Raw genomic sequence first — 21,162 nt, 5'->3', positions numbered from 1 at the left:
CAGCGCTGACCGTCCCGGCCTCCAGCGGGGTCTGGGCCGGAGGAGCCGCGTCCGGCTCAGTCTTGGTTGGCCTGCTTCTCGGCGCCGGCGTGACCGGCAGCCTGCTGCTTCTTGGCGTCGGCAGCCTCCTGCAGGTCCTCGGCCGCCTCCGCCTTCTCGGCCTTCTTCTGCTGCTGCTCGCCCTCGCGCTCGAGGTCGTCGTTGCCGACGGCCTCGCCGACGGCCTCCTTGGCGGTTCCGGCGATGTTCTCACCCGTGGTTCCCATGATGCGTCCTCGCGGTCGTCGTGGTGGACCCGGCCGGGCCCTCGGTGGCAGTGTGTCGAGCGACCGGCCGACGTGAACCCCCGCATCCGTCCGACGGACCCCTCACTCGTCCCGGAACGGGTAGTGGGGACGGTCCAGGGGCCAGTCGGACGCGATCCAGCGGGGGACCAGGGCGTCCAGTTCGGCCTCGACGTCGCTGCCGACGAGGTCGTCGACGACCCACCAGGAGATCTCGGCGTCGGTGTTCGGCTGCTCGGGTGGGTCGATGTAGCAGCACCCGAGCAGGGCGGACTCGTCGGCATCGAACAGGGCGTAGTTGAACGACTCGTTGCGGGTCATCTCGTCGGCATGGCGTGCCAGGTCGGCACGATCCTGGTCCGCGGTCATGTCGGCAGGCGGCCAGCCCCACGCGTCGCCGTAGATCGTCCACAGCCGTGGCTGCGAGCCCATCACGGCCACCATGTCGAGCTCGGTGTCGTCCGGGGAGATCGGGCGCAGGTGGAACCGTCCGTCCAGCAGCGGCACGCGTGTCGGTGCCACGAAGTCGTCGGGCAGCCACGTCGCCTCGCCCGCCCTGCCCGGCTCGGTCGACGGTCGTGGCCGCGACTCCAGCACCGCCAGGTCGCGTTCGGCGTAGCGACGATGGTTCCACTCCTCGTCCAGCAGGATCAGCAGGCACTCGCGCACCGGGTAGCGATCGGGTGGTGGCCAGCTCGGGCCCTCGACCGGCTCGGTGTGGGACGCCAGCGTCGCGTCGTCGAGGTCGTCCAGGTAGCGACGGACCTGGTCGCGACGGTCCTCGCGCAGGGCCAGCGCCTCGTCCAGCGACGGCTCGGCCTCCCGGTCCCACGGCACCTCGGGATGCGGCCGCAGCTCGTCGAACGGCAGGGACAGGGGGTGCCACGGACGCGGGTCGCCGAGGATCACGCGACGCAGCCACGTGTCGGTCGCGTACGCCAGGTGACGGAGCGTCTGGACGAACGACCACTCGCCGTCCACGGGGGCGTGCAGCAGTGCAGGGTCGAGCCGGCGTGCCCGGTCCACCGTCTCGTCCCAGCGTCGTCCGAGGACCTCCCAGGCGGCCCGGAAGCCGTCGGGGTCGTCCGGGCGCATCGCGATCCGGTCCGGGTCGCGTCGATCCAGTTCGGCCTCGACCAGCGGCGCGATCTCGACCTCGTTGACGACGGTGCCGGTGACGTCGGCGTCGATGGTGACGTGGTCGAGGTCGACTCCCCGCATCGTGGCCCCGGTGAGGCGCACGCCGCGGAAGGTCGCGTTGGCGAGGTCCACGGCGCGGAACTCGGCGCCACGAAGGTCCCGGTCGTGGAAGCGGGCTGGCTGGGGTGTCCGGAGGGGGACCAGGCGCGAGTCGGCCAACGCGGCGGTGCGGTGGCCGACAACGGCCAGGTAGTCCGAATCGGTGGTCAGTGAGGTGAACGCGGCCACGTCGGGGTAGCGCACCAGCAGCACCAGGTCCCAGTGCTCCTCGTCCGGCCCGACCAGGAGCGGTCCGCCGATGGCGGTCTCGACCAGTTCACCGCCGACGCGTTCCAGCAGGGGTGCGACCGCCCGCTGGTAGGCCCGGTAGGCGTCCGCCCCGGACACGTCGTCGTCTGGTGCGAGGTCCGGACTGCGCGAGTAGTCCGCACGTTCCCGGAACCGGAGCAGGTTCAGCATCGTCACCGGACCGGGGAGGTTGGCCGCCCGGAACGCCTCCATCGCGGCGCGGGTGGGTTCGAGGTGCACGAGTGGCTCCGGTCGTCGGCTCGACGCGGTTGGTACCACCCCGGGCCGGGCCGCACACGACCGAGGCCGTCCCGATGCGGGACGGCCTCCGTGGTGGTGCTGGACTGCGGTGGGTCAGTCGAGGTCGAACCGGCCGAGGTCCATGACCTTGGACCACGCCTGGACGAACGTGTCGACGAAGTCGTCCTCGGCCTCGTCGGAGCCGTAGACCTCCGACACGGCACGCAGCTGGGCGTTCGCGCCGAACACCAGGTCGACCCGGGTGGCGGTCCACTGCAGCTCGCCGGTCTGGCGGTCACGGCCCTCGAAGACCTCCTCGCCCTCGCCGATCGGCTCCCACTTCGTGCCCATGTCGAGCAGGTTGACGAAGAAGTCGTTGGACAGCGTCCCGGGACGGTCGGTGAGGATCCCGTGCTGGACGTCGTCGGCGTTGACGCCCAGGGCACGCAGGCCACCAACCAGCGCGGTCATCTGCGGGCCCGACAGGGTCAGCATGAAGGCCTTGTCGAGCAGCAGGTGCTCCGAGGGGATCTCGCCACCCTTCTTCAGGTAGTTGCGGAACCCGTCCGCGAACGGCTCGAGGTACTGGAACGAGTCGACGTCGGTCTGTTCCTGCGACGCGTCGGCGCGCCCAGGCGTGAACGGCACCTCGACGTCGAAGCCACCGGCCCTGGCTGCGGCCTCGACCGCGGCGCAGCCACCGAGGACGACCAGGTCGGCCATCGAGACCTGCTTGGCGTCGTCACGACCGTCGTTGAAGTCCGACTGGATGCCGCCGAGGGTCGACAGGACCTCCGGCACGCCGGCACGGACGTTGACGTCCCAGTCGACCTGGGGGGACAGGCGGATCCGGCCACCGTCGCTGCCACCACGGTGGTCGGTGTCGCGGTAGGTCGACGCGGACGACCAGGCGGCGTTGACCAGCTGCTGGGTCGACAGTCCGGAGTCGAGGATCTGCTGCTTGAGGGCCGCGATGTCGTCGGCGTCCACCAGCTCGTGGTCGACCTCCGGCACCGGGTCCTGCCAGATCAGTTCCTCGTCGGGTACCTGCGGGCCGAGGTAGCGCTCGATCGGCCCCATGTCGCGGTGGGTCAGCTTGAACCATGCCCGCGCGAACGCCTCGGCGAACGCGTCGTTGTCGTCGCGGAAGCGCTCCGAGATCGCGCGGTAGGCGGGGTCCTCCTTGAGCGACAGGTCGGTGGTGAACATCATCGGCGGGTGCGTGACGCCCTCGCGGTGCGCGTCGGGGACCATGTCGGCTTGGTCGACCTCGCCCCGGGGCGTCCACTGCTGGGCGCCGGCCGGGCTGTGGGTCAGCTCCCAGTCGTACTTGAACATCAGCCGGAAGTAGTCGTTGTTCCACCGGGTGGGGGTCGTGGTCCAGGAGCCCTCGAGCCCGCTGGTGACCGCGTCCGCGCCGGTGCCCTCGCCCTCCGAGCCGGTCCAGCCGAAGCCCATCTCGTGCAGGCCGGCCGCCTCGGGCTCGCGACCGAGGGTGTCCTCCGGGTGGGCGCCGTGGGCCTTGCCGAAGGTGTGGCCGCCCGCGATCAGCGCCACGGTCTCCTCGTCGTTCATCGCCATGCGCCCGAACGTCTCGCGGATGTCGTGGGCCGCCGCGACCGGGTCCGGGGTGCCGTTGGGGCCCTCCGGGTTGACGTAGATCAGGCCCATCTGCACGGCCCCGAGTGCGCCGTTGAGGTCACGCTCGCCGCTGTAGCGCTCGTCGCCGAGCCACTCGGCCTCGGGACCCCAGAAGACGTCCTCCTGCGGGGCCCAGATGTCCTCGCGGCCACCGGCGAAGCCGAACGTCTTCAGGCCCATCGTCTCCAGCGCGCGGTTGCCGGCGAAGATCATCAGGTCGGCCCACGAGATCTTGCTGCCGTACTTGCGCTTGACCGGCCACAGGAGTCGGCGGGCCTTGTCGAGGCTGACGTTGTCGGGCCAGCTGTTGAGCGGGGCGAAGCGCTGCGCGCCCTTGCCGCCGCCACCCCGGCCGTCAGTGATCCGGTAGGTCCCGGCCGAGTGCCACGCCATGCGGATGAACAGCCCGCCGTAGTGGCCGAAGTCGGCCGGCCACCAGGGCTGCGAGTCGGTCATGATCGCGTCGACGTCGGCGGCCAGCTCGTCGAGGTCGAGCTCGGAGAAGTGCTCCGCGTAGTCGAAGTCCGGCCCCATCGGGTCCTCGGTGGGGTGGTTGGGGTGCAGAATCTTGAGGTCGATCTGCTCGGGCCACCACTCCTTGTTGGACGGGCCGGTGTTGGTCGAGGTCGACCCGGTGAAGGGGCACTGGCTGGCGGCGGTCTCTTCCACGTGGAAGCTCCTTGGTGCTGCGATGGGAGTCGGGTGATCGGTGGTTCGGGCTCGTGAGCCAGACTAGAACGATTCCAATCTGCAGGCAAGTTCCCACGCTGCCCGATCGGGCGTGCGACGGCGTCGTCGCAGGCGCCTGCTACACCTGCGTGTCCGCACGCTCGAGGGAGCCAGGCATGGAAGTCGTCACCGGTGACGACGGCAGGGCACGGTGTGGCTGGGGGACCAGTGCGCCCGACTACCGCGACTACCACGACACCGAGTGGGGCTTCGGGGTGACCGATGACCACCGGCTGTTCGAGAAGCTGTGCCTCGAGGGCTTCCAGGCCGGGTTGTCGTGGCTGACGATCCTGCGCAAGCGGGACCGGTTCCGCGAGGTCTTCGCCGGCTTCGACCCCACCGTCGTCGCGACCTACGGCGAGGACGACGTGGCCCGGTTGCTGGACGACGCGGGGATCATCCGCCACCAGGGCAAGATCCGCTCGACGATCAACAACGCCGCCCGTGCCACCGAGCTGGTCGACGAGTTCGGGTCGCTCGCCGCGTTCGTGTGGCCACGGGCCAGCTTCGGGCCTGCTCCGGACACGATCCCGTCGACGACGCCGGACTCCACGGCGCTCGCCAAGGACCTCAAGCGGCGGGGCTGGTCCTTCGTCGGGCCGACCACCGTGTACGCCTTCATGCAGGCGATGGGCCTGGTCAACGACCACCTCGCGGGCTGCTGGGTCCGCGACGACGCCGAGCGGGCGAGGCGGGAGGCCCACGACCGCGTGGTCGGGACGGGCTCGACCCGAGGCGCCTGACCCCGGTCCCGGGGCCGATGCTCAGCCGGGCAGTGCGCCGGCCAGGGGGGCCAGGCGTTCGACGTCGTCGGGTCCCTCGAGGTCGCCGACCGCCAGGAACACCGTCGCCACGCCACGTTCACCCAGCGTGGCCAGCCGCGTGCGGTGGTGTGCGACGGTTCCGACGGCCCGACGCGAGGTGAAGGTCGCAGCGTCGAGCCGGCCACGGACCCGCTCGACCCGTCGGGCGACGTCGTCGCGATCGGTCCCGACGACGGGGGTGTCGAGCACGGTCACCGCCACCTCCTCGCCCAGGCGTCGACCGGCCTGCTGGCAGGCGTCGCGCAGCACGGGGAGCGCCTCGTCCAGCCGCTCGGTGCGGACGTTGCTGGCGTCGCCCAGTCGGGCGGCGATCCGCAGCGTGCGTGCACCGCTGCCTCCCACCACGATCGGCAGGTCCCCGGTCGGTCGCGGATAGCTGGTCGTGTCGGGCAGGTCGACCATGGCGCCGTGGTGGGCCTTCGTGCCGGGTCGCCACACCGCCCGCATGACCTCGATGCCGCGCTCGAGGGCGCCCTGTCGCGCACCGACGCGAGGGAACGCCACGTCGTGGGAGGCGTGCTCGCGTGCGAACCAGCCCGCGCCGACACCGCAGAACGCCCGGCCGCCCGACAGGACGTCCAGGGTGGCCATGGCCTTGGCCAGCACGCCAGGCGGCCGGAACGTCACCGGAGACACCAGCGTCCCCAGCCGCAGGCTGGTCGTGCTGGCCGCGAGGACGCCCAGGGTGACCAGCGGCTCGGGGATCGGCTCCCACGCCCGTCCGACCTGGGGCACCTGGATGAGGTGGTCCATCAGGGCCAGGCCGGTGAACCCGGCCTCCTCGGCGGCCCGGGCGACCCCGACCAGCCACGCCTGCGGGTCCTCGCCCCACGGGAACCGCGACACGTGCAGCACCACGCCGTCGAGGCCGGACGCGCTGGTGGGCTGTGCCGCGGCGGTCTTCGTTGCCTCGGTGACACCGCCCGCAGCGTCCGGGCCCACGCCCGACACGGTCAGCACTCGGTCCCAGTCCTCGTCCGCCAGCGACTCCCGGGTCTCGGCGACCCGGCGCAGTTGCGAGCGCAGCGCCGTGGCCGGGACCGGCCGGTCCCGGGCGCCGTTGCGCGCCCGACAGGTGGCCCCCGGCGTGTCGACGACCACCACGGCGGCGGTGAGGTCGTGGCGACGGGCGAGGTCGCGCAGCGCGTGGCGCCGGTCGGCGTCCAGCCCGAGCGTGTCGACGACCGTGGTCAGCCGACGCGCCGCACGTGCCGCCACGATCCGGTCCAACAGGTCGAACGCGTCGTCGGTGGCCGCCAGGTCGGCCGGACCGCTGCCGACGACGTCGCGCAGCCGGTCCGACGACACGATCTCGACGTCGCGCCAGTGCCGGGCGGCCCAGTGGGACTTGCCGGCCCCGGCAGCCCCGACCAGCACGACGATCGCCGGGTCCGGGACGGGCGGATCGGGCACCGGGGCGACCTCGTGACTCGGGGGACTCCATCGACTGCCGCAGCCTAGGTCGCAGCGCCACCCGGACCGGAGTGCGGGTTCCCGGCCCGGGCGCCCGCTCCTAGGATCCCCGGCACCGATGTCGACGACGGGACGAAGCGTGGGAGTGGTCGACCCGGCGATGCCCCATCGGACCTGGCGGGTCGACCACGGCGACGCCGGTGTTCGCCGTCGTCGCCAGGGCGGCGGACTGGACCTCGCCACGCTGGAGGCGTCGCCCGCCGAGCCGACCCGGCCACCTGCCCTGCTCGTGCCGGGGTTCACCGGCAGCAAGGAGGACTGGTCCGCGGTCGTGGAGCCACTGGCCGCCACCGGGAGAAGGATCGTCGCGATCGACCTGCCCGGCCAGTTCGAGAGTGCCGGTTGGCCGGATCGCGCTGACCACGGCTTCGCCCGGCTGGGCGTCGCCGTGCGCGACGTCGCTGCGGGGCTCACGGCCGAGACCGGGCACCGGCCACACCTGGTGGGGCACTCGCTGGGCGGGCTGGTCGGGCGCGCCGCCGTGCTGGACGACCCCGGCGCCGTGGCCTCGTTCGTGCTGCTCGACAGTGGGCCACGCAGTCCCGACCGGGACGGGGCCCGTGCCGTGCGGCGCAAGGAGGTCGCGTCCGCCGCCGGCGGTGGCATGGCGGCGATCCACGCCCGACTGCGGGCCCTGGACGGGGTCGACGAGCGCATGCCCGAGGCCGAGCGCGACCACCTCCGCGACCGGTTCGTCGCCTCGTCCATGGCGGCCTACCTCGGCATGTTCGACGCCCTGCTCGCCGAGCCCGACCGGGTCGCGCCACTGGCCGCCACCGGGGTGCCCACCTGCGTCGTCCGGGGCGAGCACGACCGGGTCTTCTCGGTCGAGGAGGTCGACGACATGGCCACGCGGCTGGGTGGGCGCACCGTGGTGGTGCCCCTGGCGGACCATTCCCCGGCCCTGGAGCACCCGGCCGCGACCGTCGCGGTGCTGGCAGCCTTCTGGGAGGGCGTGGAGGCAGGAGACCGCCGGCGGGCCAGGTGACCGGCGGTCGCCGATCCGGGGCGAACGGACGCGGCCGACCGACCGGGACGGCATACCGTCGACCTCGACTGTCCGTCCCTGCCGATCCCGAGGAGTCCTCCATGCCCTGGTCCGTCGCCGACATCCCCGACCAGCACGGCCGCGTCGCCGTGGTCACCGGCGCCAACGGTGGGCTCGGACTGGCGACCACCCGGGCGCTGGCCGACGCCGGCGCCACCGTGGTCATGGCCGCGCGCAACCAGGACAAGGCACGTGACGCCCAGGCCCTGGTCCGGGCGGCCAATCCCGAGGCCGACCTCGAACTGGTCGAGCTCGACCTCGGATCGTTGGCATCGGTCGCCCGGGCCGCCGACGAGATCCTCACCCGTCACGACCACGTCGACCTCCTGGTCAACAACGCCGGCCTGATGGCGATGCCCCAGGGCACCACGGAGGACGGGTTCGACACCCAGTTCGGCGTCAACCACCTGGGTCACTGGGCGCTGACGTCCCACCTGCTGCCCGCGATCGTTCGCACCCCCGGTGCCCGGGTCGTGACGGTCACGTCGACCGCCCAGCACCAGGGCCACCCGGTCGACCCGGACGACCCGCACATGCGTGACGAGTACGAGCCCTGGGAGATGTACGCCCAGTCCAAGCTCGCCAACCGGCACTTCGCCGAGGGACTGCAGGTCCAGTTCGCCGCGAACGGTGTCGAGGCCCGCAGCCTCGCCGCCCACCCGGGCCTGACCAACTCCGACCTGCAGGCGCGCACCGTCCGGGAGGGTGGCTCCGGGTCGCTCGGTCCGTTCTTCCTCGGACTGGTCCAGCGCGTCGGGATGACCAGCGAGCGGGGCGCCCTCAGCCAGTTGCGGGCCGCGACCGATCCCGAGGCGCCGGGGGGTGCCATGTACGGCCCCCTGCTGGGCAACAACGGCCCACCGGTGCGCAAGCCGTTGCTGCGGCCCGGGGTCGGCGACGCGATCCGGACGCTGTGGGACGTGTCCCGGCGCGAGACCGGTCTGGACGTCGACGTGCGCGCGGCGCTGGAGCCCGAGCCCGAGCCCGCCTGAGCCCTCGGGGCAGGCGAGTGACGCCCGGGTGGTTGACAGCACTGTCGACGGCTGGTGGGATCGTTCGGCCCCGACCGACCGAAGGCCTCGCCGTGCGCAGCCGTGCCCGTTCCCTGTCCGTGGTGGCCCTCGCCGCCGTCGTGCTGGCCGCACTGGTCACGGCGGCCGGTGCCGCGCCGCCGCGGGACCGGGGCAACGCGCCCTACCGTGCCTCGATCACCTGGACCGAGCACGGCATGCCGCACATCCGTGCTGCGGACGTCGGCAGCCTGGGATTCGGCAACGGCTACGCGGCCGCGCGGGACAACGTCTGCGAGATCATGCAGTACGCGGTCACGACCGACGGTGAGCGGTCCCGCCACTTCGGGCCGTCGCAGGCGAATGTCGTCAGCGACGTCCTCCAGGGCTGGCTGCTGGCGGAGGGTCGGGTGGACGCGCTGCTCGCCAGCGGACCGGACGACCGTCCGCCGGGTCCCTCGGACGACGCCCGGGCACAGGTGGCGGGATTCGCCGCCGGCATCAACCGGTGGCTGGAGGAGGTCGGCGGGGCAGACGGCATCACCGGACGGCCTGCGGGGGAGCCGAGTGGGTCCGTCCCCTGACCGCGACCGACATCTGGCGTCGGTCCTACGCCTCGGCACTGCGGGCCAGCTCGGGCGCGCTGGCCGCCGGGATCGTGGCCGCGAGCCCGCCGGCCACGGCACCGCAGGGACGGGCAGCTGCGCGCGCGGGCGAGACAGCATCGTCCGGCGGTGACGCCGACCTCGTCGACGACGCCACGCTCGAAGGCATGCTCGAGCGACTCGAGGCCGACGACGGGCCCGGCAGCAACGCCTACGGACTGGGGGCCAACGCCACCGTGTCCGGCAACGGCATGGTGCTCGGCAACCCGCACTTCCCGTGGGACGGGCCGGACCGCTTCTGGCAGTCGCACCAGACGATCCCCGGCGTGCTCGACGTGCAGGGCGGGGCCCTGCTCGGCACCCCCGGCGTCCAGATCGGCTTCAACGACGACGTGGCGTGGAGCCACACGGTCTCCACCGCGCAACGCTTCTCGCTGCGACTGCTCCAGCTGGTCCCGGGCCAGCCGACCAGCTACGTGGTCGACGGCGAGGTCCTGGAGATGACCCCGACGACCGTCGAGGTGCCCGGTGGGCCGAGCGCGACCGTCTGGGACACCGTCTTCGGCCCGGTCGTGGTGGTGCCGAGCCTCGGCCTGGGCTGGAACACGGCCACCGCCGTCGCGCTCGACGACGCCAACGCCCAGAACCTGCGGATGCTGGACCAGTGGAACGCGATGAACCGGGCCGACAGCGTCGGTGACCTCGTCGACGTGATGTCGGACCACCTCGGCATCCCGTGGGTCAACACGACCGCCGCCGACCGCCACGGTGATGCGCTGTACGCCCAGCTGTCGGTGACGACCGGCGTGCCCGACGCCCTGGCCACCCAGTGCATCCCGGCCGCACTGCGTCCGACCTGGCAGCAGACCGGGCTGGCCGTGCTGGCCGGCACGACGCGGGCCTGCGACCCGGTGGCCGACCCGGCCGCACCCCGTGACGGGATCCTCGGCGCGGACGCGCTGCCGGTCCTGGTGACCGACGACTGGGTCACCCAGTCCAACGACAGCCACTGGCTGTCCGACCCCGACCAGCCGCTGGAGGGCTTCGCCCGGGTGATCGGCGACGAGGGCACGGCCCGCAGCCTGCGCACGCGGCTGGGGATCGTGCAGGTCCAGGAGCGGCTCGCCGGCACGGACGGACTCGGTGCGCCCGGCTTCACCGTGCCGACCCTGCAGGACGTGATGTTCGGCAACCGCAACCTCGGGGCCGAACTTGCTGTCGACGCGCTGGTCGACCTGTGCCGGTCGGCGGGCACGGCCCAGGCCGCCGACGGCCGGACGGTCGACCTGGCCGAGGCCTGTGACGTCCTGGCCGCGTGGGACCGAAGGGTGGACGTCGACAGTGTGGGCGCGGTGCTGTTCCGCGAGTTCGGCGAGTCCGGTGGGCTCCGCTTCGCGGTGCCGTTCGACCCGTCGAACCCGGTGACCACCCCCAACACGCTCGATGTCGACGACCCCCGGGTGCTGCGGGCCCTGGCCACCGCGGTGGCCCGACTCGGCGATGCCGGGATCCCGCTGGACGTCGCCCTGGGCGAGGTCCAGACCGAGGATCGCAACGGCGAGGCGCTGCCGATGCACGGTGGACGTGGCAACGTCGGGGTCTTCAACGTCCTCAACGCGGCCTTCCGGGGTGCCGACGGCTACCCCGACGTGACCAGCGGTGCCAGCCTGCTCGTGGCGGTCGAGATGACCGACGCCGGCCCGGAGGGCGAGATGCTGCTGAGCTACTCGCAGAGCAGCGACCCGACGTCGCCGCACTTCGGGGACCAGACCCGGCTGTACTCCGACGAGGAGTGGGTCCCGATCCGGTTCGATCGCGGCGACGTCCAGCGTGGGGCCACCGAGCGGGTCAACCTGGTCGAGCGTCGCTGAGCGCCGCCACCGGGCACGCCGGTGGGGGACGGCAACCACGCGTGGGAGGAATCGCCATGGAGTATCGCACGCTCGGCGCGAGCGGGATCGAGGTGTCGACCTTCAGCCTCGGTGCGCTGATGTTCGGCGGGCGGAACAACCCGGACCACGATGCTGGGATCGCGATGATCCATCGTGGCCTGGATGCCGGGATCAACGTCATCGACACGGCCGACGTCTACTCGTCGGGCGAATCCGAGGAGATCGTCGGGAAGGCCCTCCGCGGCGTTCGTCGCGAGGACGTGGTCGTCGCCACCAAGGTCCATGGCGACATGGGGCCCGCCGCGTACGGGGGTCGGCTCCGCCAGGGCAACTCCCGACGCTGGATCATGCAGGCCATCGACGACTCGCTGCGCCGGCTCGACCTCGACCACGTCGACCTGTACCAGCTGCATCGCCACGACCCGCGAACCGACCTGGCCGAGACCCTCGGAGCGCTCACCGACCTGGTCCGGATGGGCAAGGTCCGGGCGATCGGGTGCTCGACCTTCCCGGCCCACACCATCGTGGAGTCGCACGCCGTGTCCGACCGCCGCAACCTCGAACGGTTCGTTTCCGAGCAGGCGCCGTACTCGATCCTCGTCCGCCACGTCGAGCGCGACGTCCTGCCCGTGGTGGCCGAACACGGCATGGGCGCCATCGTGTGGAGCCCGCTGGCCGGGGGGTGGCTGACCGGCAAGTACCAGCGTGGCGAGTCACCACCGGCCGGTTCACGCGCCGACCGAATGGGGGGCAGTGACCACCCGGTGGCGAGTCGCTACGACGTGTCCAGCGCGGCCAACGCCCCCAAGATGGACGCCGTGGAGCGTCTCCGTCCGATCGCCGAGGCGGCGGGCACCAGCCTGACCCGACTCGCCAACGCCTGGGTCCTGCACCATCCGGCGGTCACGTCCGCGATCATCGGACCCCGCACCATCGAGCAGCTCGACGACGTCCTCGCCGGGCAGGACCTGCGACTCGACGACGACACGCTCGACGCCATCGACGCGGTCGTGGCCCCCGGGACGACGCTGACCGAGGCCGATCGCGGCTGGGCCCCACCCTGGATGGAGCCGGCCGCGCGTCGCCGGCCGGTCAGGCCAGGCGGAACGGTGGGTAGCGGTCGGTGAGCAGGAGCGTGGCGTAGGCCTGCACGCGAAGCCCCCACCGGAACACGCCCACCACGTAGTCGAACAGGGCCCGCGGGTAGCGGCCGGTGAACAGGATCGCGACCCACGCGACCAGGACTGCGAGGACGGCCCCGATCGCCAGGACGGCGAGCACCACGACGTGGGGGATCACCAGGATCCACTTCACCAGGGGCAGCCAGCGGTTCAGGTCGTGTTCGACGTCGGTGGGGTAGTCCAGCTCGAGGTGGACGGCCTGCTCGTCCTCGGTGGCCGGATAGCGGTCGGTCAGCAGGGCCAGGTAGGCGCCGATGCGGGTCGCGAAGCGCGTGAACTCGCGGGCGAAGTCGAACCACCATCGTGGGTAGCGCTGCCGCACCACGATCATGAGTGCCGTGGCCACGGCCAGCCCAGCCATCACGCCGCCACCGGTCTGGCTGGTCTCGGAGATCCACTCACCCGACTCCTGGAGCCACACCACGGTCGTGTCGGACCCCGCCGACAGCAGGGCGAGGATCACCAGGATCGGGATCGCCCAGAGCAGGCGGAAGAACGTGGTGACCCGGTCGAGCCGTTCGGGGTAGTCGACGGCGAGCCGGGCCGGATAGCGATCGGTCGAGGTGGTCATGGCGGACCCTCCCACGGGACGTGCGGGACCGCGACGCCGCGCCGGACTCGGCAGGCCAGGTCCCACGCTGCGATCGTGCCCGCGGCGCGGACCGCCGGACAGGGCCCAGGGACCCGCGTCATCGCGGCGAACGGCCCCGGTCGTCACGTCCGCGGCCGTGCCGGGTCGTGCTCAGCCGGTGGCGATCGGGATGTCGACCCGGGTCAGCTGGTCCTCGACCGCGACCTCCTCGGGGTCGTTGAGGTAGGTCTCCCGCGGCGGCCCGGCCTGGTCACGGTCGTGCTCGTGGATCCAGGCGAACAGGGCGTGGTAGGCCGGGCCGACCTGGTCGTAGGGGCCCCGGTGGACCGTCCGGACCGTGGTCGCGGCCGGCAGGGTCTGCACCTCGACGTCGTCGCCGAGGTCGAGGTCGGTGTCGGCGACCGGCACGCACACCTCGATGTCGCCCGAGGTGTCCTCGTCGATGAGGTCGTGGTAGAGGATGAATGGTGCGCCGACGATCGGCGCACCGGCCATGGTGACCGCCCCCGCAGCGGTGGCGAAGGCCTCGCCGATGAACTCGCCGATGTGTGCGAGGTCGGTGGTGCGGCGGACCGAGGCGACCGGCTGGGCCGGCAGTTGTGCGGTGTCGATGGTGTGGGGCATGAGCTGATCCTCTCCGGAGACGAGTCGTCGGACGTACCCGAGCATCCGTTCATGGCGGGCCAACGCGTCGGACAGCCGCTGCTGGTGGCGACGGAGCAGGTCCTCGGCCTGCTCGTCGTCGCCGTCCAGCACCGCGGCCACCTCGTCGAGTGGCACGTCCAGCGAGCGCAGCGTCCGGATCGCCTCGGCGCGGTTGGCCTGGCCGAGGCGGTAGTACCGGTAGCCGCTGGCAGGATCGATGACGGCCGGCACGAGCAGGCCGAGGTCGTGGTAGTGGCGCAGTGCCGTGATCGACAACCGGCTCGTCGCCGCGAACCGCCCGATCGGGACCAGGTCGTCCATGTCTGCCTCCGTGCCCGGGTGTCCCGAGCATGCAGTCTCCCCCGACAGGAGAGTCAAGCGGACGCCGACCCGGTGATCCGCCACGCCTTCCTCCACCGACGGCGTGCGACTGCTCCGGGGCGGGCCCTTCGGCGGGGAGGGCCGGGTCCCGCGCCCCTGTCCGGGTCGCGCTCGCCATGTCACGATCGTGGTCGAGGGGGACCACGAGCGGGCGCCCCCGGGGAGGTGATGGCGATGTCCGCACGACCAACGACCACCTCGCAGGTCCGGACCGACCAGCGCCCGACGACCGGCCGACGGGCCGGCTACGTGATCGCGATCGGGGTCAACGGGCTGCTGCTGTGGCTGCTGTTCCAGCTCGGTGACTGGGGTTGGCCGGCGTTCGTGACCGACGACCTCGCGCTCGTGGTCGGGGCCGTCTCCGCCTCGCTGGTCGCCAGCGTGCTGGCCAACGGGGTGTACCTGGTCGCCGACGGTGGACGGATCCGTGCGGCCGGCGAGCTGGTCACGACCTCGGTCGGGCTGGTGGCGGCCGTGCGTGTCTGGGACGTGTTCCCGTTCGACTTCTCCGCCTACGCCGTCGACTGGACCTGGCTGGTGCGCACGTTGCTGGTCATCGCCATCGTGGGCTCGATGGTCGCGATCGTCGTGCACCTGGTCCGACTGGTCCGACCCGACCCGGACTGACGAGGCGGTGCGGGACCACTCGGCCCCGCACCGCCGTCGTCACCTCGGGGTGGTTCAGCGCGTGCGGGCGCTCCAGTACACCGGCTGGGTGCCGGAGACGTCGTAGCCGCTGATCCGCACGGTCCACGTGCCCGGCGTGGCCGAGCCGTTCACGGCGGCGCGCTCGAACACGCTCGGGATCGAGAAGCTGCCGTCGCCGTAGCCACCGTCGGGGCGGCGCAGGACCACGTCGACGTCGTCGTGGCTGCCGGGTGACTCGGGCCACCACAGGGCCACCTGGATGGTGTTGCGTCCGGAGGCAACGGTGACCGGGATGTCGATGGTGGCGCCGTCGGTCACGTTGACCTTCCCGTAGTGCACCGACCCGCCGGTGCCCATGACCAGGTCGCCAGCCCCCGTGTTGTTGTCGAACGGGTAGGCGTTCTGGCCGTACAGCAGCATCCGGGCGTAGACGTGGCCCGGGTCGAACGAACCGTTGGGTGCCATCCAGTTGCGCACCAGCGACGCGGCGCCGCCGGCGTACGGGGTCGCCCCCGAGGTGCCGCCGAACTCCCAGGTCGCGGTCGTGCCGGCGGTCGAGGCCGCCTCGGTGTCGGTCGGCGCCACCAGGTCGGGCTTGATCCGGTCGTCGTTGGTCGGGCCACGTCCCGAGTAGCCCTTGAGCGAGCTGGTCGTGACGTGGTCGGCCCCGATGCCCAGCGCCTTGTGGGCGTTGCCGGGGGAGCGGACCGTCGAGGCGTTCGGGCCGAAGTTGCCGTTGGCCGCGATCACGGCCACGCCGGCGTCGTAGGCGGCGTCGGCCGCCGTGGCGATCGCGCCGGTCTCGGCCTCGTCGGCCTGGATCTCGGCCACGATGACCCGGTCGAGGACCGCGACGCCCAGCTGGAAGCCGTCCACCGCGGCGGCGGTGTTCAGGCCGCAGTCGTCGCCGTACACGTCGAAGCTGTCGACCCGCACGCCGCTGACGCCACGCCAGTCGAAGCCGAGGTTGGCGTTGCCGGTCAGGATCGATGCGCTCGCGGTGCCGTGGCCGTGCCCGGACCACCAGTCGCAGTTGTCACCGGGGTCGCCGTCGCCGGTCAGGTCCAGGTGGAACGCGATCCGGTCCGGCCCGGTCAGCGAGGTGTGGTCGGCGCGGACGCCGGAGTCGAGCAGTCCGATCCAGCCCCCGGTCTGGCCGAGGTTGAAGTACGGGTCGCTGGCGATGCGCTGGCGCCCGTCGCGGATGTCGTTGGTCGGGTCGCCGTCGACCGGTGGTCGGGTGACGGTCTCGTCGAGCTGCACGTACTGGATGCCCTCGTGCTCCAGGAGCTGCTTGACGTTGCCCAGGGGCAGCTCGACGGTCGCGGCGTTGATCAGCCAGAAGGTCTGCCCGATCTCGCCCTCGAGCTCGCGGAACTGGTCGGCCAGCTTGTCGTAGCCCGGGGCCCGCGCCTTGGTCAGCTGTGCGACCAGCTCGTTGGCCCGGTCCAGTGCCCGGCGGTTGGTGTCGGACTCGCGCGACTCGTCGGTGTTCGGCTGCGGGAAGCGCGGGATGGTCACGTCGTCCTGCAAGGTGACCAGCACCTCGACCGGCTTGTCGTGGTCACCGGTGTCGAGCAGCTTCGCCAGGTCCGGGCTGATGCGGCCCGGATCCCGAGGCTTGGGGACGTCCTGGCCCGACTTGTCCTTCTTCGCCAGCTCCAGGTCGCGCTCGTCCAGGCGTCCGTGGGCGTCCTTGCCGAGCGGATCGATCTCGACGCGGCGCAGCTTCGCGCCGTCCAGCTCGCCGCTGTAGACGAGGTCGGACGGGTCCGCGCCCGGCTGGTCGTCGGCGACGGCCGAGGTCGTGCCGGCCACCAGGGTCGTGGCCGCCAGCGCGCCGGCGACCGCCGTGGCGGCGAGGCGACGTCGCAGTCGCCCGGTGGGATGGTTGGTCGTGTTCGTGGCGTGCATGGTCGACGTCCTTTGCTCCGGGTTCACCGGTGTGAGGTGGACACCCCGCCCCGTGCGGGCGTCCGTCGTCGAACGAGAGCACGCGGAACGCCGTGAGATACCAACGGGTCTGCCCGCGGCGTCCCGCCGCCGTTCGCGCGACCACGCCTTCGCCCCGTGGCACCGGCCGAGACACGACGACGGCCCGGCACGGGGCCGGGCCGTCGTGGTGGTTCGGGTCGCTCAGTCGAGGCCCTCGAAGATGCCGTTGCCGAGGATCCGGAAGGTGTTCTCCGGGTGGCCACGGAAGGTCACGTCGAGGCCCACCAGCGTCACGTCGCTGTCACCGTTGTCGGTGGTGACGACGACTGGCTGGCCCGCGGCACCGCTGACCTCCCAGCCGGGCCAGTAGCCCGAGACCAGGAAGTCGTCGACGCCCATGCTGGCAGCGACCTCGACGTCCGGGCCGACGCTGGTGAACCAGGTCGGGGTGAAGACGAACGCGACGTCCGAGTCGGCGTACCCGCCGACCGCACCGGTGTCGGCGAAGTCGACCTCGACGATGGCGTTGCCGCTCTCGGCGTCGTACACCGCGTCGATGATGCCGGCATCGATCGCATGGTCGACGCCGGTGCTCCGCAGGCCCACGTAGTCCCCGCCGGCGGCGTAGAACGCGGTCAGGGCGTCACGCCCGGACTGCTGCAGGCCGGTGAAGCTGCGGCTGTAGTTGACGAAGACGTCGTAGTCGTCGACGTTGACCACGCCGCCGTTGACGTCGCCGGTGCTGACCGTGTCGTAGTCGAACCCGAGCTGGTCAAGCGCGTGACGCGTGCCCTCGTCGGAGAACAGCGCGATGCGCTGGGGCTCCATGGCCACGCTGTCGGGCATCGCCGACAGGGCGTACACGTCCAGGCCCTCGCCGCTGGCCAGCGAGTTCGCCAGCGACTTGCCACCGGTCACGACGAACGTGCCCGGCTCGAACGTGTGCCCGGAGTCGCTGAACGCCTCCGGCGCACGCCGGATCGCGGTCCCGTCGGCCACCAGCTCGTTGGCGACCCGGAAGGCCTCCAGGCTGGTCGGCTCGAAGGCCCACGCGACACCCTTCGTGCCGATCACGGTGCCGCTTGCCGCGACGGCGTTGTTGACCGGCTTGGTCCCGACGGCGAGGTCGTCGGTCACGACCGTCCGGGTGGCGCCCCACAGCAGCGGGTGGCTCCACACGGCCGGTGGCGAGTAGAACGTGATGCCCTGGACGTCCGACAGGTTCTTGCCGTCCTCGAGGAAGGTGTTGGCCAGGCTGCGCTTGGCCTGGTCCATCCACACCACGTAGGTGCCCTTCGGGTAGGTCGTGCCGTCGACCGTGAACTCCGCCGTCGCAGCCTCGACCTCGACGTCGTTGAACAGCAGGAAGTCGACCAGGCGCTGGGCCTGCAGGGGGCTCTGCTGGAGCGGCTCGTCCACCGGGATCACGTGGGCGGTCGGGAACTCCTGCACGACCAGCTCGTTGTACTGGTCGAAGGTGGTCTCGTCGAGCAGCTCGTCGGGGATCGGCAGCTGGGGGATGTCGAGCACGCCACGGCGGAACATCTCCACCTGGTCGTGCAGCATCTCGTCCTTGTTGTCCACGATGAAGTTCAACGCACCCCAGACGGCGGCCTCGTGGGCGTCCACGCCCAGCTCGGCGCGGCTCGGGGTCTCCAGCGTGTGGCCGTACGACCCGTGGTACATCGCGTACATCGGCACGTACTGCCCACCCCAGTCGTCCCAGCCGTCTCCGAAGTCGCGGTAGGGGATCTGGGCCGCCAGGCCGGTCCGAGCGAACAGTTCGTCCTCCATCGCGAAGGCACTGCCCAGCGCCCACTTCAGGTACAGGTCGTACTCGTAGTTGGAGTTGTGGGGTGGCGTGGTCGGCTCGATCAGCATCGGGTTGACGAAGCCGTGGAGGTCCAGGGTGGACAGGGGGTTCCACTCGGTCATGATGTCGACGATGGCCTTGGCCTCGGGCTGCGTCTGGCTCAGCATGTCCCGGTTGATGTCGAAGCCGTTGGCGTTGGCGCGGGTGCCCAGGACCCGTCCATCGGGGTTGTGCACCACGTTGACCACGAGGATGATGTTCTCGAGGACGGCCTGGACCTCGGGCGAGTCGTCGTACGCCAGGGTCTCGATCAGCCGCAGGGCGGCGTCGGTGCCCGGGTACTCGTTGCCGTGGATGCTGCCGTTGACGAACACCGGGACCTTGTAGTCACCCAGGTCGGCGATCATCTCCTGGGCCCGCTCGGGGTCGGTGACCATCTTGTTGGCGATGGCCTTGTACCTGCCGAGCCGACCTCCGGCCTCCGGGGCTGACACGACGGCGACGAACAGGTCCCTGCCACCGGCGGACTGGCCCGAGACCTCGATTTGGACCCGGTTGCTCGACTGCTCGATGTCGCGCAGCTTCGGCCCGATCTCGGAGTACGGGATGGAGTCGTAGAACGGCGACGGATTCTCCTCCTCGGCCTCGACCTCCCACCATGGCCCACCGGGGGCGGCGGCGACCGGCCCGGATGCGAGCAGCATCCCACCTGCGAGTACGGCCGCCGTGACGGCGGTCCGACGACGTGACCATCGACCCATCTGCATGACCCTTTCGACAACGATCGACGGGCTGGTGCCCGTCGACTCGGGGAAGGTGACGCTAGTTCGCGCAGGCGTCGCACGGAAGAGCAATGTGACGACCAGGTATCGGAACGGCGTGGGCGGTGCGTCCCCGTGGCATCCCGCGGCACCCCACTGCTCGGAGGAGGGCATGTCGGTGCGGGCACCGCACGCCCTACGTCACCCCGTGACCTCGTCGATCTGGGCGCGGGTCGGCAACGACGGAATTGCGCCGGCGCGTTGCACCGACAGGCTGGCCGCGGCCGTCGCCACGTCGACCGCGTCGCCCAGCGACCGACCCTCGACCAGCGCGACCGCGAGACTGCCGACGAATGCGTCCCCGGCCCCGGTCGTGTCCAGCACCGGGACCCGGGGGGCCGGATGGCGGGTTCGTGCGTCCGCCCGTGCCGCCAGGGCACCGTCGCCACCCAGGGTCACCACGCACGCCCGGACGCCGCGCCCGAGCAGCTCGTCGGCCGCCCGTTCGGGGTCGTCGCTGCCCGTCAGGACGCTGGCCTCGTGCTGGTTGGGGACCAGCACGTCGACGTCCGCCAGCAGGTCGTCGGGGAGGCTGACCGCCGGCGCGGGGGTGAGCACGGTCAGCGTGTCGTGCCGACGCGCGTGGGCCACTGCCGCCGCGACGACCGGCAGCGCCAGCTCGAGCTGGACCAGCAGGCACCGTGCGGCAGCGATCGCGCCGCGGGCGTGGTCGTCGAGTTCGACCGTGGCATTGGCACCGGCAACGACCACGATGGTGTTCTCGCCGACGTCGTCGACCGTGATGTGCGCCGTGCCGGTCGGCGCGTCCACCACGTCCAGCCCGGTCGTGTCGACTCCGGCGTCCTCCAGCGTCGCGCGGAGGAGCCGGCCGGCGTCGTCGTCGCCGACCGCACCGAGGAAGGCGACCATGGCCCCGGCACGGGCCGCGGCGACGGCCTGGTTGGCGCCCTTGCCCCCGGGCACGCGCGCCACGTCGTGTCCGGTGACGGTCTCGCCGGGACGGGGATGACGAGGAGTACGGACCACGACGTCGAGGTTGGCGCTCCCCAGGACGACCACCTCCGCCCCACGTGTCGTCACGACGGGCCCACGAGCGTGTCCACGACCTGGTCCGCGAACCCGTCGGCCACGCCCAGCACGACCCGGACGTGGGCGTCGTCGTCCGGGGCGGCACCCCGCGCATGGCCACGCAGGTCGAAGATCGTCGCGCCACGCCCCGGACCGTCGCCGGTCTCGACGTCGGCGACGACGCTCGCCGTCTCGGTGACCTCCCACGATGCGGCCAGCACCCGGCGGGCGGCGAGCGGGTCGAAGAAGACGTTGGCCTCGGCCGCCGGGGTCACGTTGCCGGGGACCAGGGCAGCGCCACCCATCAGGGTCACGCCGGCGACGAGGTCGGGCAGGTCGGGCTCCAGGTCCAGCGCCTCGGCCAGGTTGGTCCGCGGTCCCAACGCCACGACGTGGATGGCGCCGGGGTCGGCGCGGCACCGCGCGACCAGCTGTCGCGCCGCCGTCGTCGCGGCTGGCCCCGTCCCGGGTGTGGCCATCGCCAGGCCACCCAGTCCGTCGGTCCCGTGCACGTGGCCCGATGCCGGGCCCGTCCCGCCACCGCGGGGTCCCGCGGCGCCACGGGCGACCGGCACCTGTCCGGCGCCACAGGCGTCGAGGACCTGCACGGCGTTGTCGGTCGTGCGAGCCAGGTCGACGTTGCCCCACACCGTCCCGACTGCCACCAGCTCGATCGCGGGATGCGCCACCGCCCACGCGATGGCCACGGCGTCGTCGATCCCGGGGTCGCAGTCCAGCACCACGCGGACGGGTCGCGTGACGGTCGTGCCCACGTGCGTCCTCTCCGACGGCTCCGCGAGCCAACCACACCATGCCCGGGGACGGGTTGGCGTGTGGTGTGCGGGGTCGGGTCGCAGCCCCGGCGTTCGACCGGACCGTGGGT

At 72.0% G+C, this 21,162-nt stretch carries 17 protein-coding genes and 1 pseudogene; 7 read left to right on the top strand and 11 right to left on the bottom strand.

Annotation, left to right across the window (positions count from 1 at the left end; all coding sequences use genetic code 11):
• Window positions 1-56: 56 nt before the first annotated feature.
• The 4 genes and pseudogenes from KR546_RS09630 to katG form a co-directional block, all read right to left on the bottom strand.
• Window positions 57-266 (bottom strand): CsbD family protein, encoded by a 210-nt coding sequence (locus KR546_RS09630; protein ID WP_238444486.1) that lies wholly within the window; start codon window positions 264-266, stop codon window positions 57-59.
• Window positions 267-368: 102 nt separating this feature from the next.
• Window positions 369-878 carry a GNAT family N-acetyltransferase gene (locus KR546_RS19945; protein ID WP_238444500.1) on the bottom strand — a complete coding sequence of 170 codons (510 nt, stop codon included), beginning with the start codon at window positions 876-878 and terminating at the stop codon, window positions 369-371.
• A gap of 33 nt (window positions 879-911) precedes the next feature.
• Window positions 912-1,943 (bottom strand): annotated as a pseudogene (locus tag KR546_RS19940) (DinB family protein); the annotation flags it as partial.
• A gap of 183 nt (window positions 1,944-2,126) precedes the next feature.
• A complete protein-coding gene (gene katG / locus KR546_RS09615) occupies window positions 2,127-4,322 on the bottom strand; it encodes a catalase/peroxidase HPI (RefSeq protein ID WP_238444485.1) in 2,196 nt (731 codons plus the stop codon).
• A gap of 176 nt (window positions 4,323-4,498) precedes the next feature.
• Between katG and KR546_RS09610 the strand changes: the two genes are divergently transcribed.
• The gene (locus KR546_RS09610; RefSeq protein WP_238444484.1) at window positions 4,499-5,125 is read left to right on the top strand and encodes a DNA-3-methyladenine glycosylase I; all 627 of its coding nucleotides are present in this window, start codon (window positions 4,499-4,501) and stop codon (window positions 5,123-5,125) included.
• Between the two features lie 21 nt (window positions 5,126-5,146).
• Here KR546_RS09610 and KR546_RS09605 read toward each other — a convergent pair whose 3' ends face one another.
• Window positions 5,147-6,619, bottom strand: coding sequence for an LLM class flavin-dependent oxidoreductase (locus KR546_RS09605; protein ID WP_238444483.1), 1,473 nt, complete (start codon window positions 6,617-6,619; stop codon window positions 5,147-5,149).
• Window positions 6,620-6,779: 160 nt separating this feature from the next.
• Here KR546_RS09605 and KR546_RS09600 point away from each other — a divergent pair, with 160 nt between their 5' ends.
• The 5 genes from KR546_RS09600 to KR546_RS09585 all read left to right on the top strand — a co-directional run bounded on the left by KR546_RS09600 (window position 6,780) and on the right by KR546_RS09585 (window position 12,361).
• On the top strand, window positions 6,780-7,667 hold the full coding sequence (locus KR546_RS09600; RefSeq protein WP_238444482.1) for an alpha/beta fold hydrolase: 888 nt from the start codon (window positions 6,780-6,782) through the stop codon (window positions 7,665-7,667).
• 101 nt (window positions 7,668-7,768) lie between these two features.
• On the top strand, window positions 7,769-8,719 hold the full coding sequence (locus KR546_RS09595) for an oxidoreductase (protein WP_238444481.1): 951 nt from the start codon (window positions 7,769-7,771) through the stop codon (window positions 8,717-8,719).
• Window positions 8,720-8,811: 92 nt separating this feature from the next.
• Complete coding sequence (locus KR546_RS19230) at window positions 8,812-9,321, top strand: penicillin acylase family protein (RefSeq protein ID WP_338019131.1); 510 nt, start codon at window positions 8,812-8,814, stop codon at window positions 9,319-9,321.
• Between the two features lie 74 nt (window positions 9,322-9,395).
• Window positions 9,396-11,213 (top strand): penicillin acylase family protein, encoded by a 1,818-nt coding sequence (locus tag KR546_RS09590; RefSeq protein ID WP_420804249.1) that lies wholly within the window; start codon window positions 9,396-9,398, stop codon window positions 11,211-11,213.
• A 56-nt stretch (window positions 11,214-11,269) separates the two neighbouring features.
• Window positions 11,270-12,361 (top strand): aldo/keto reductase, encoded by a 1,092-nt coding sequence (locus KR546_RS09585; RefSeq protein ID WP_238444480.1) that lies wholly within the window; start codon window positions 11,270-11,272, stop codon window positions 12,359-12,361.
• Here KR546_RS09585 and KR546_RS09580 read toward each other — a convergent pair.
• Together KR546_RS09580 and KR546_RS09575 are read right to left on the bottom strand one after the other, a co-directional pair.
• Window positions 12,327-12,986, bottom strand: coding sequence for a DUF4389 domain-containing protein (locus KR546_RS09580; RefSeq protein ID WP_238444479.1), 660 nt, complete (start codon window positions 12,984-12,986; stop codon window positions 12,327-12,329). The two genes, KR546_RS09585 and KR546_RS09580, sit on opposite strands and share 35 nt — an antisense overlap.
• 171 nt (window positions 12,987-13,157) lie before the next feature.
• Window positions 13,158-13,973 (bottom strand): MerR family transcriptional regulator, encoded by an 816-nt coding sequence (locus KR546_RS09575; RefSeq protein WP_238444478.1) that lies wholly within the window; start codon window positions 13,971-13,973, stop codon window positions 13,158-13,160.
• A gap of 234 nt (window positions 13,974-14,207) precedes the next feature.
• On the opposite strand from KR546_RS09575, the gene KR546_RS09570 reads away from it, so the two are divergent.
• Entirely contained in the window at window positions 14,208-14,660 is a 453-nt protein-coding gene (locus KR546_RS09570) for a hypothetical protein (protein ID WP_238444477.1), read from the top strand.
• 54 nt (window positions 14,661-14,714) lie between these two features.
• On the opposite strand, the gene KR546_RS09565 is transcribed toward KR546_RS09570, so the two are convergent.
• The 4 genes from KR546_RS09565 to KR546_RS09550 form a co-directional block, all read right to left on the bottom strand.
• Complete coding sequence (locus KR546_RS09565) at window positions 14,715-16,595, bottom strand: S8 family serine peptidase (RefSeq protein ID WP_238444476.1); 1,881 nt, start codon at window positions 16,593-16,595, stop codon at window positions 14,715-14,717.
• Between the two features lie 222 nt (window positions 16,596-16,817).
• Window positions 16,818-19,133, bottom strand: coding sequence for a M14 family zinc carboxypeptidase (locus KR546_RS09560; RefSeq protein ID WP_238444475.1), 2,316 nt, complete (start codon window positions 19,131-19,133; stop codon window positions 16,818-16,820).
• A gap of 258 nt (window positions 19,134-19,391) precedes the next feature.
• Window positions 19,392-20,291: a ribokinase gene (gene rbsK, locus KR546_RS09555; protein WP_238444474.1), complete on the bottom strand. Its 900-nt coding sequence runs from the start codon at window positions 20,289-20,291 to the stop codon at window positions 19,392-19,394.
• The gene (locus KR546_RS09550; protein ID WP_238444473.1) at window positions 20,288-21,052 is read right to left on the bottom strand and encodes a nucleoside hydrolase; all 765 of its coding nucleotides are present in this window, start codon (window positions 21,050-21,052) and stop codon (window positions 20,288-20,290) included. The genes rbsK and KR546_RS09550 overlap by 4 nt, the downstream gene beginning before the upstream one ends.
• Between the last annotated feature and the right edge of the window lie 110 nt (window positions 21,053-21,162).

Origin of the sequence: Salsipaludibacter albus (assembly GCF_019798055.1) — a bacterium.
Taxonomy (GTDB): domain Bacteria; phylum Actinomycetota; class Nitriliruptoria; order Nitriliruptorales; family Nitriliruptoraceae; genus Salsipaludibacter; species Salsipaludibacter albus.
Note: the sequence above shows the minus strand (reverse complement) of the source record. Positions and strands in the feature narration are given on the sequence as shown.

Bases quoted from the DNA above. Each gene is read 5' to 3' on its own strand.
- KR546_RS09610 (WP_238444484.1), top strand. From the start codon at position 4,499: ATGGAAGTCGTCACCGGTGACGACGGCAGGGCACGGTGTGGCTGGGGG.
- KR546_RS09630 (WP_238444486.1), bottom strand. From the start codon at position 266: ATGGGAACCACGGGTGAGAACATCGCCGGAACCGCCAAGGAGGCCGTC.
- KR546_RS09575 (WP_238444478.1), bottom strand. From the start codon at position 13,973: ATGGACGACCTGGTCCCGATCGGGCGGTTCGCGGCGACGAGCCGGTTG.
- KR546_RS09585 (WP_238444480.1), top strand. From the start codon at position 11,270: ATGGAGTATCGCACGCTCGGCGCGAGCGGGATCGAGGTGTCGACCTTC.
- KR546_RS09570 (WP_238444477.1), top strand. From the start codon at position 14,208: ATGTCCGCACGACCAACGACCACCTCGCAGGTCCGGACCGACCAGCGC.
- KR546_RS09565 (WP_238444476.1), bottom strand. From the start codon at position 16,595: ATGCACGCCACGAACACGACCAACCATCCCACCGGGCGACTGCGACGT.
- KR546_RS09600 (WP_238444482.1), top strand. From the start codon at position 6,780: ATGCCCCATCGGACCTGGCGGGTCGACCACGGCGACGCCGGTGTTCGC.
- KR546_RS09580 (WP_238444479.1), bottom strand. From the start codon at position 12,986: ATGACCACCTCGACCGATCGCTATCCGGCCCGGCTCGCCGTCGACTAC.
- KR546_RS09560 (WP_238444475.1), bottom strand. From the start codon at position 19,133: ATGCTGCTCGCATCCGGGCCGGTCGCCGCCGCCCCCGGTGGGCCATGG.
- KR546_RS09595 (WP_238444481.1), top strand. From the start codon at position 7,769: ATGCCCTGGTCCGTCGCCGACATCCCCGACCAGCACGGCCGCGTCGCC.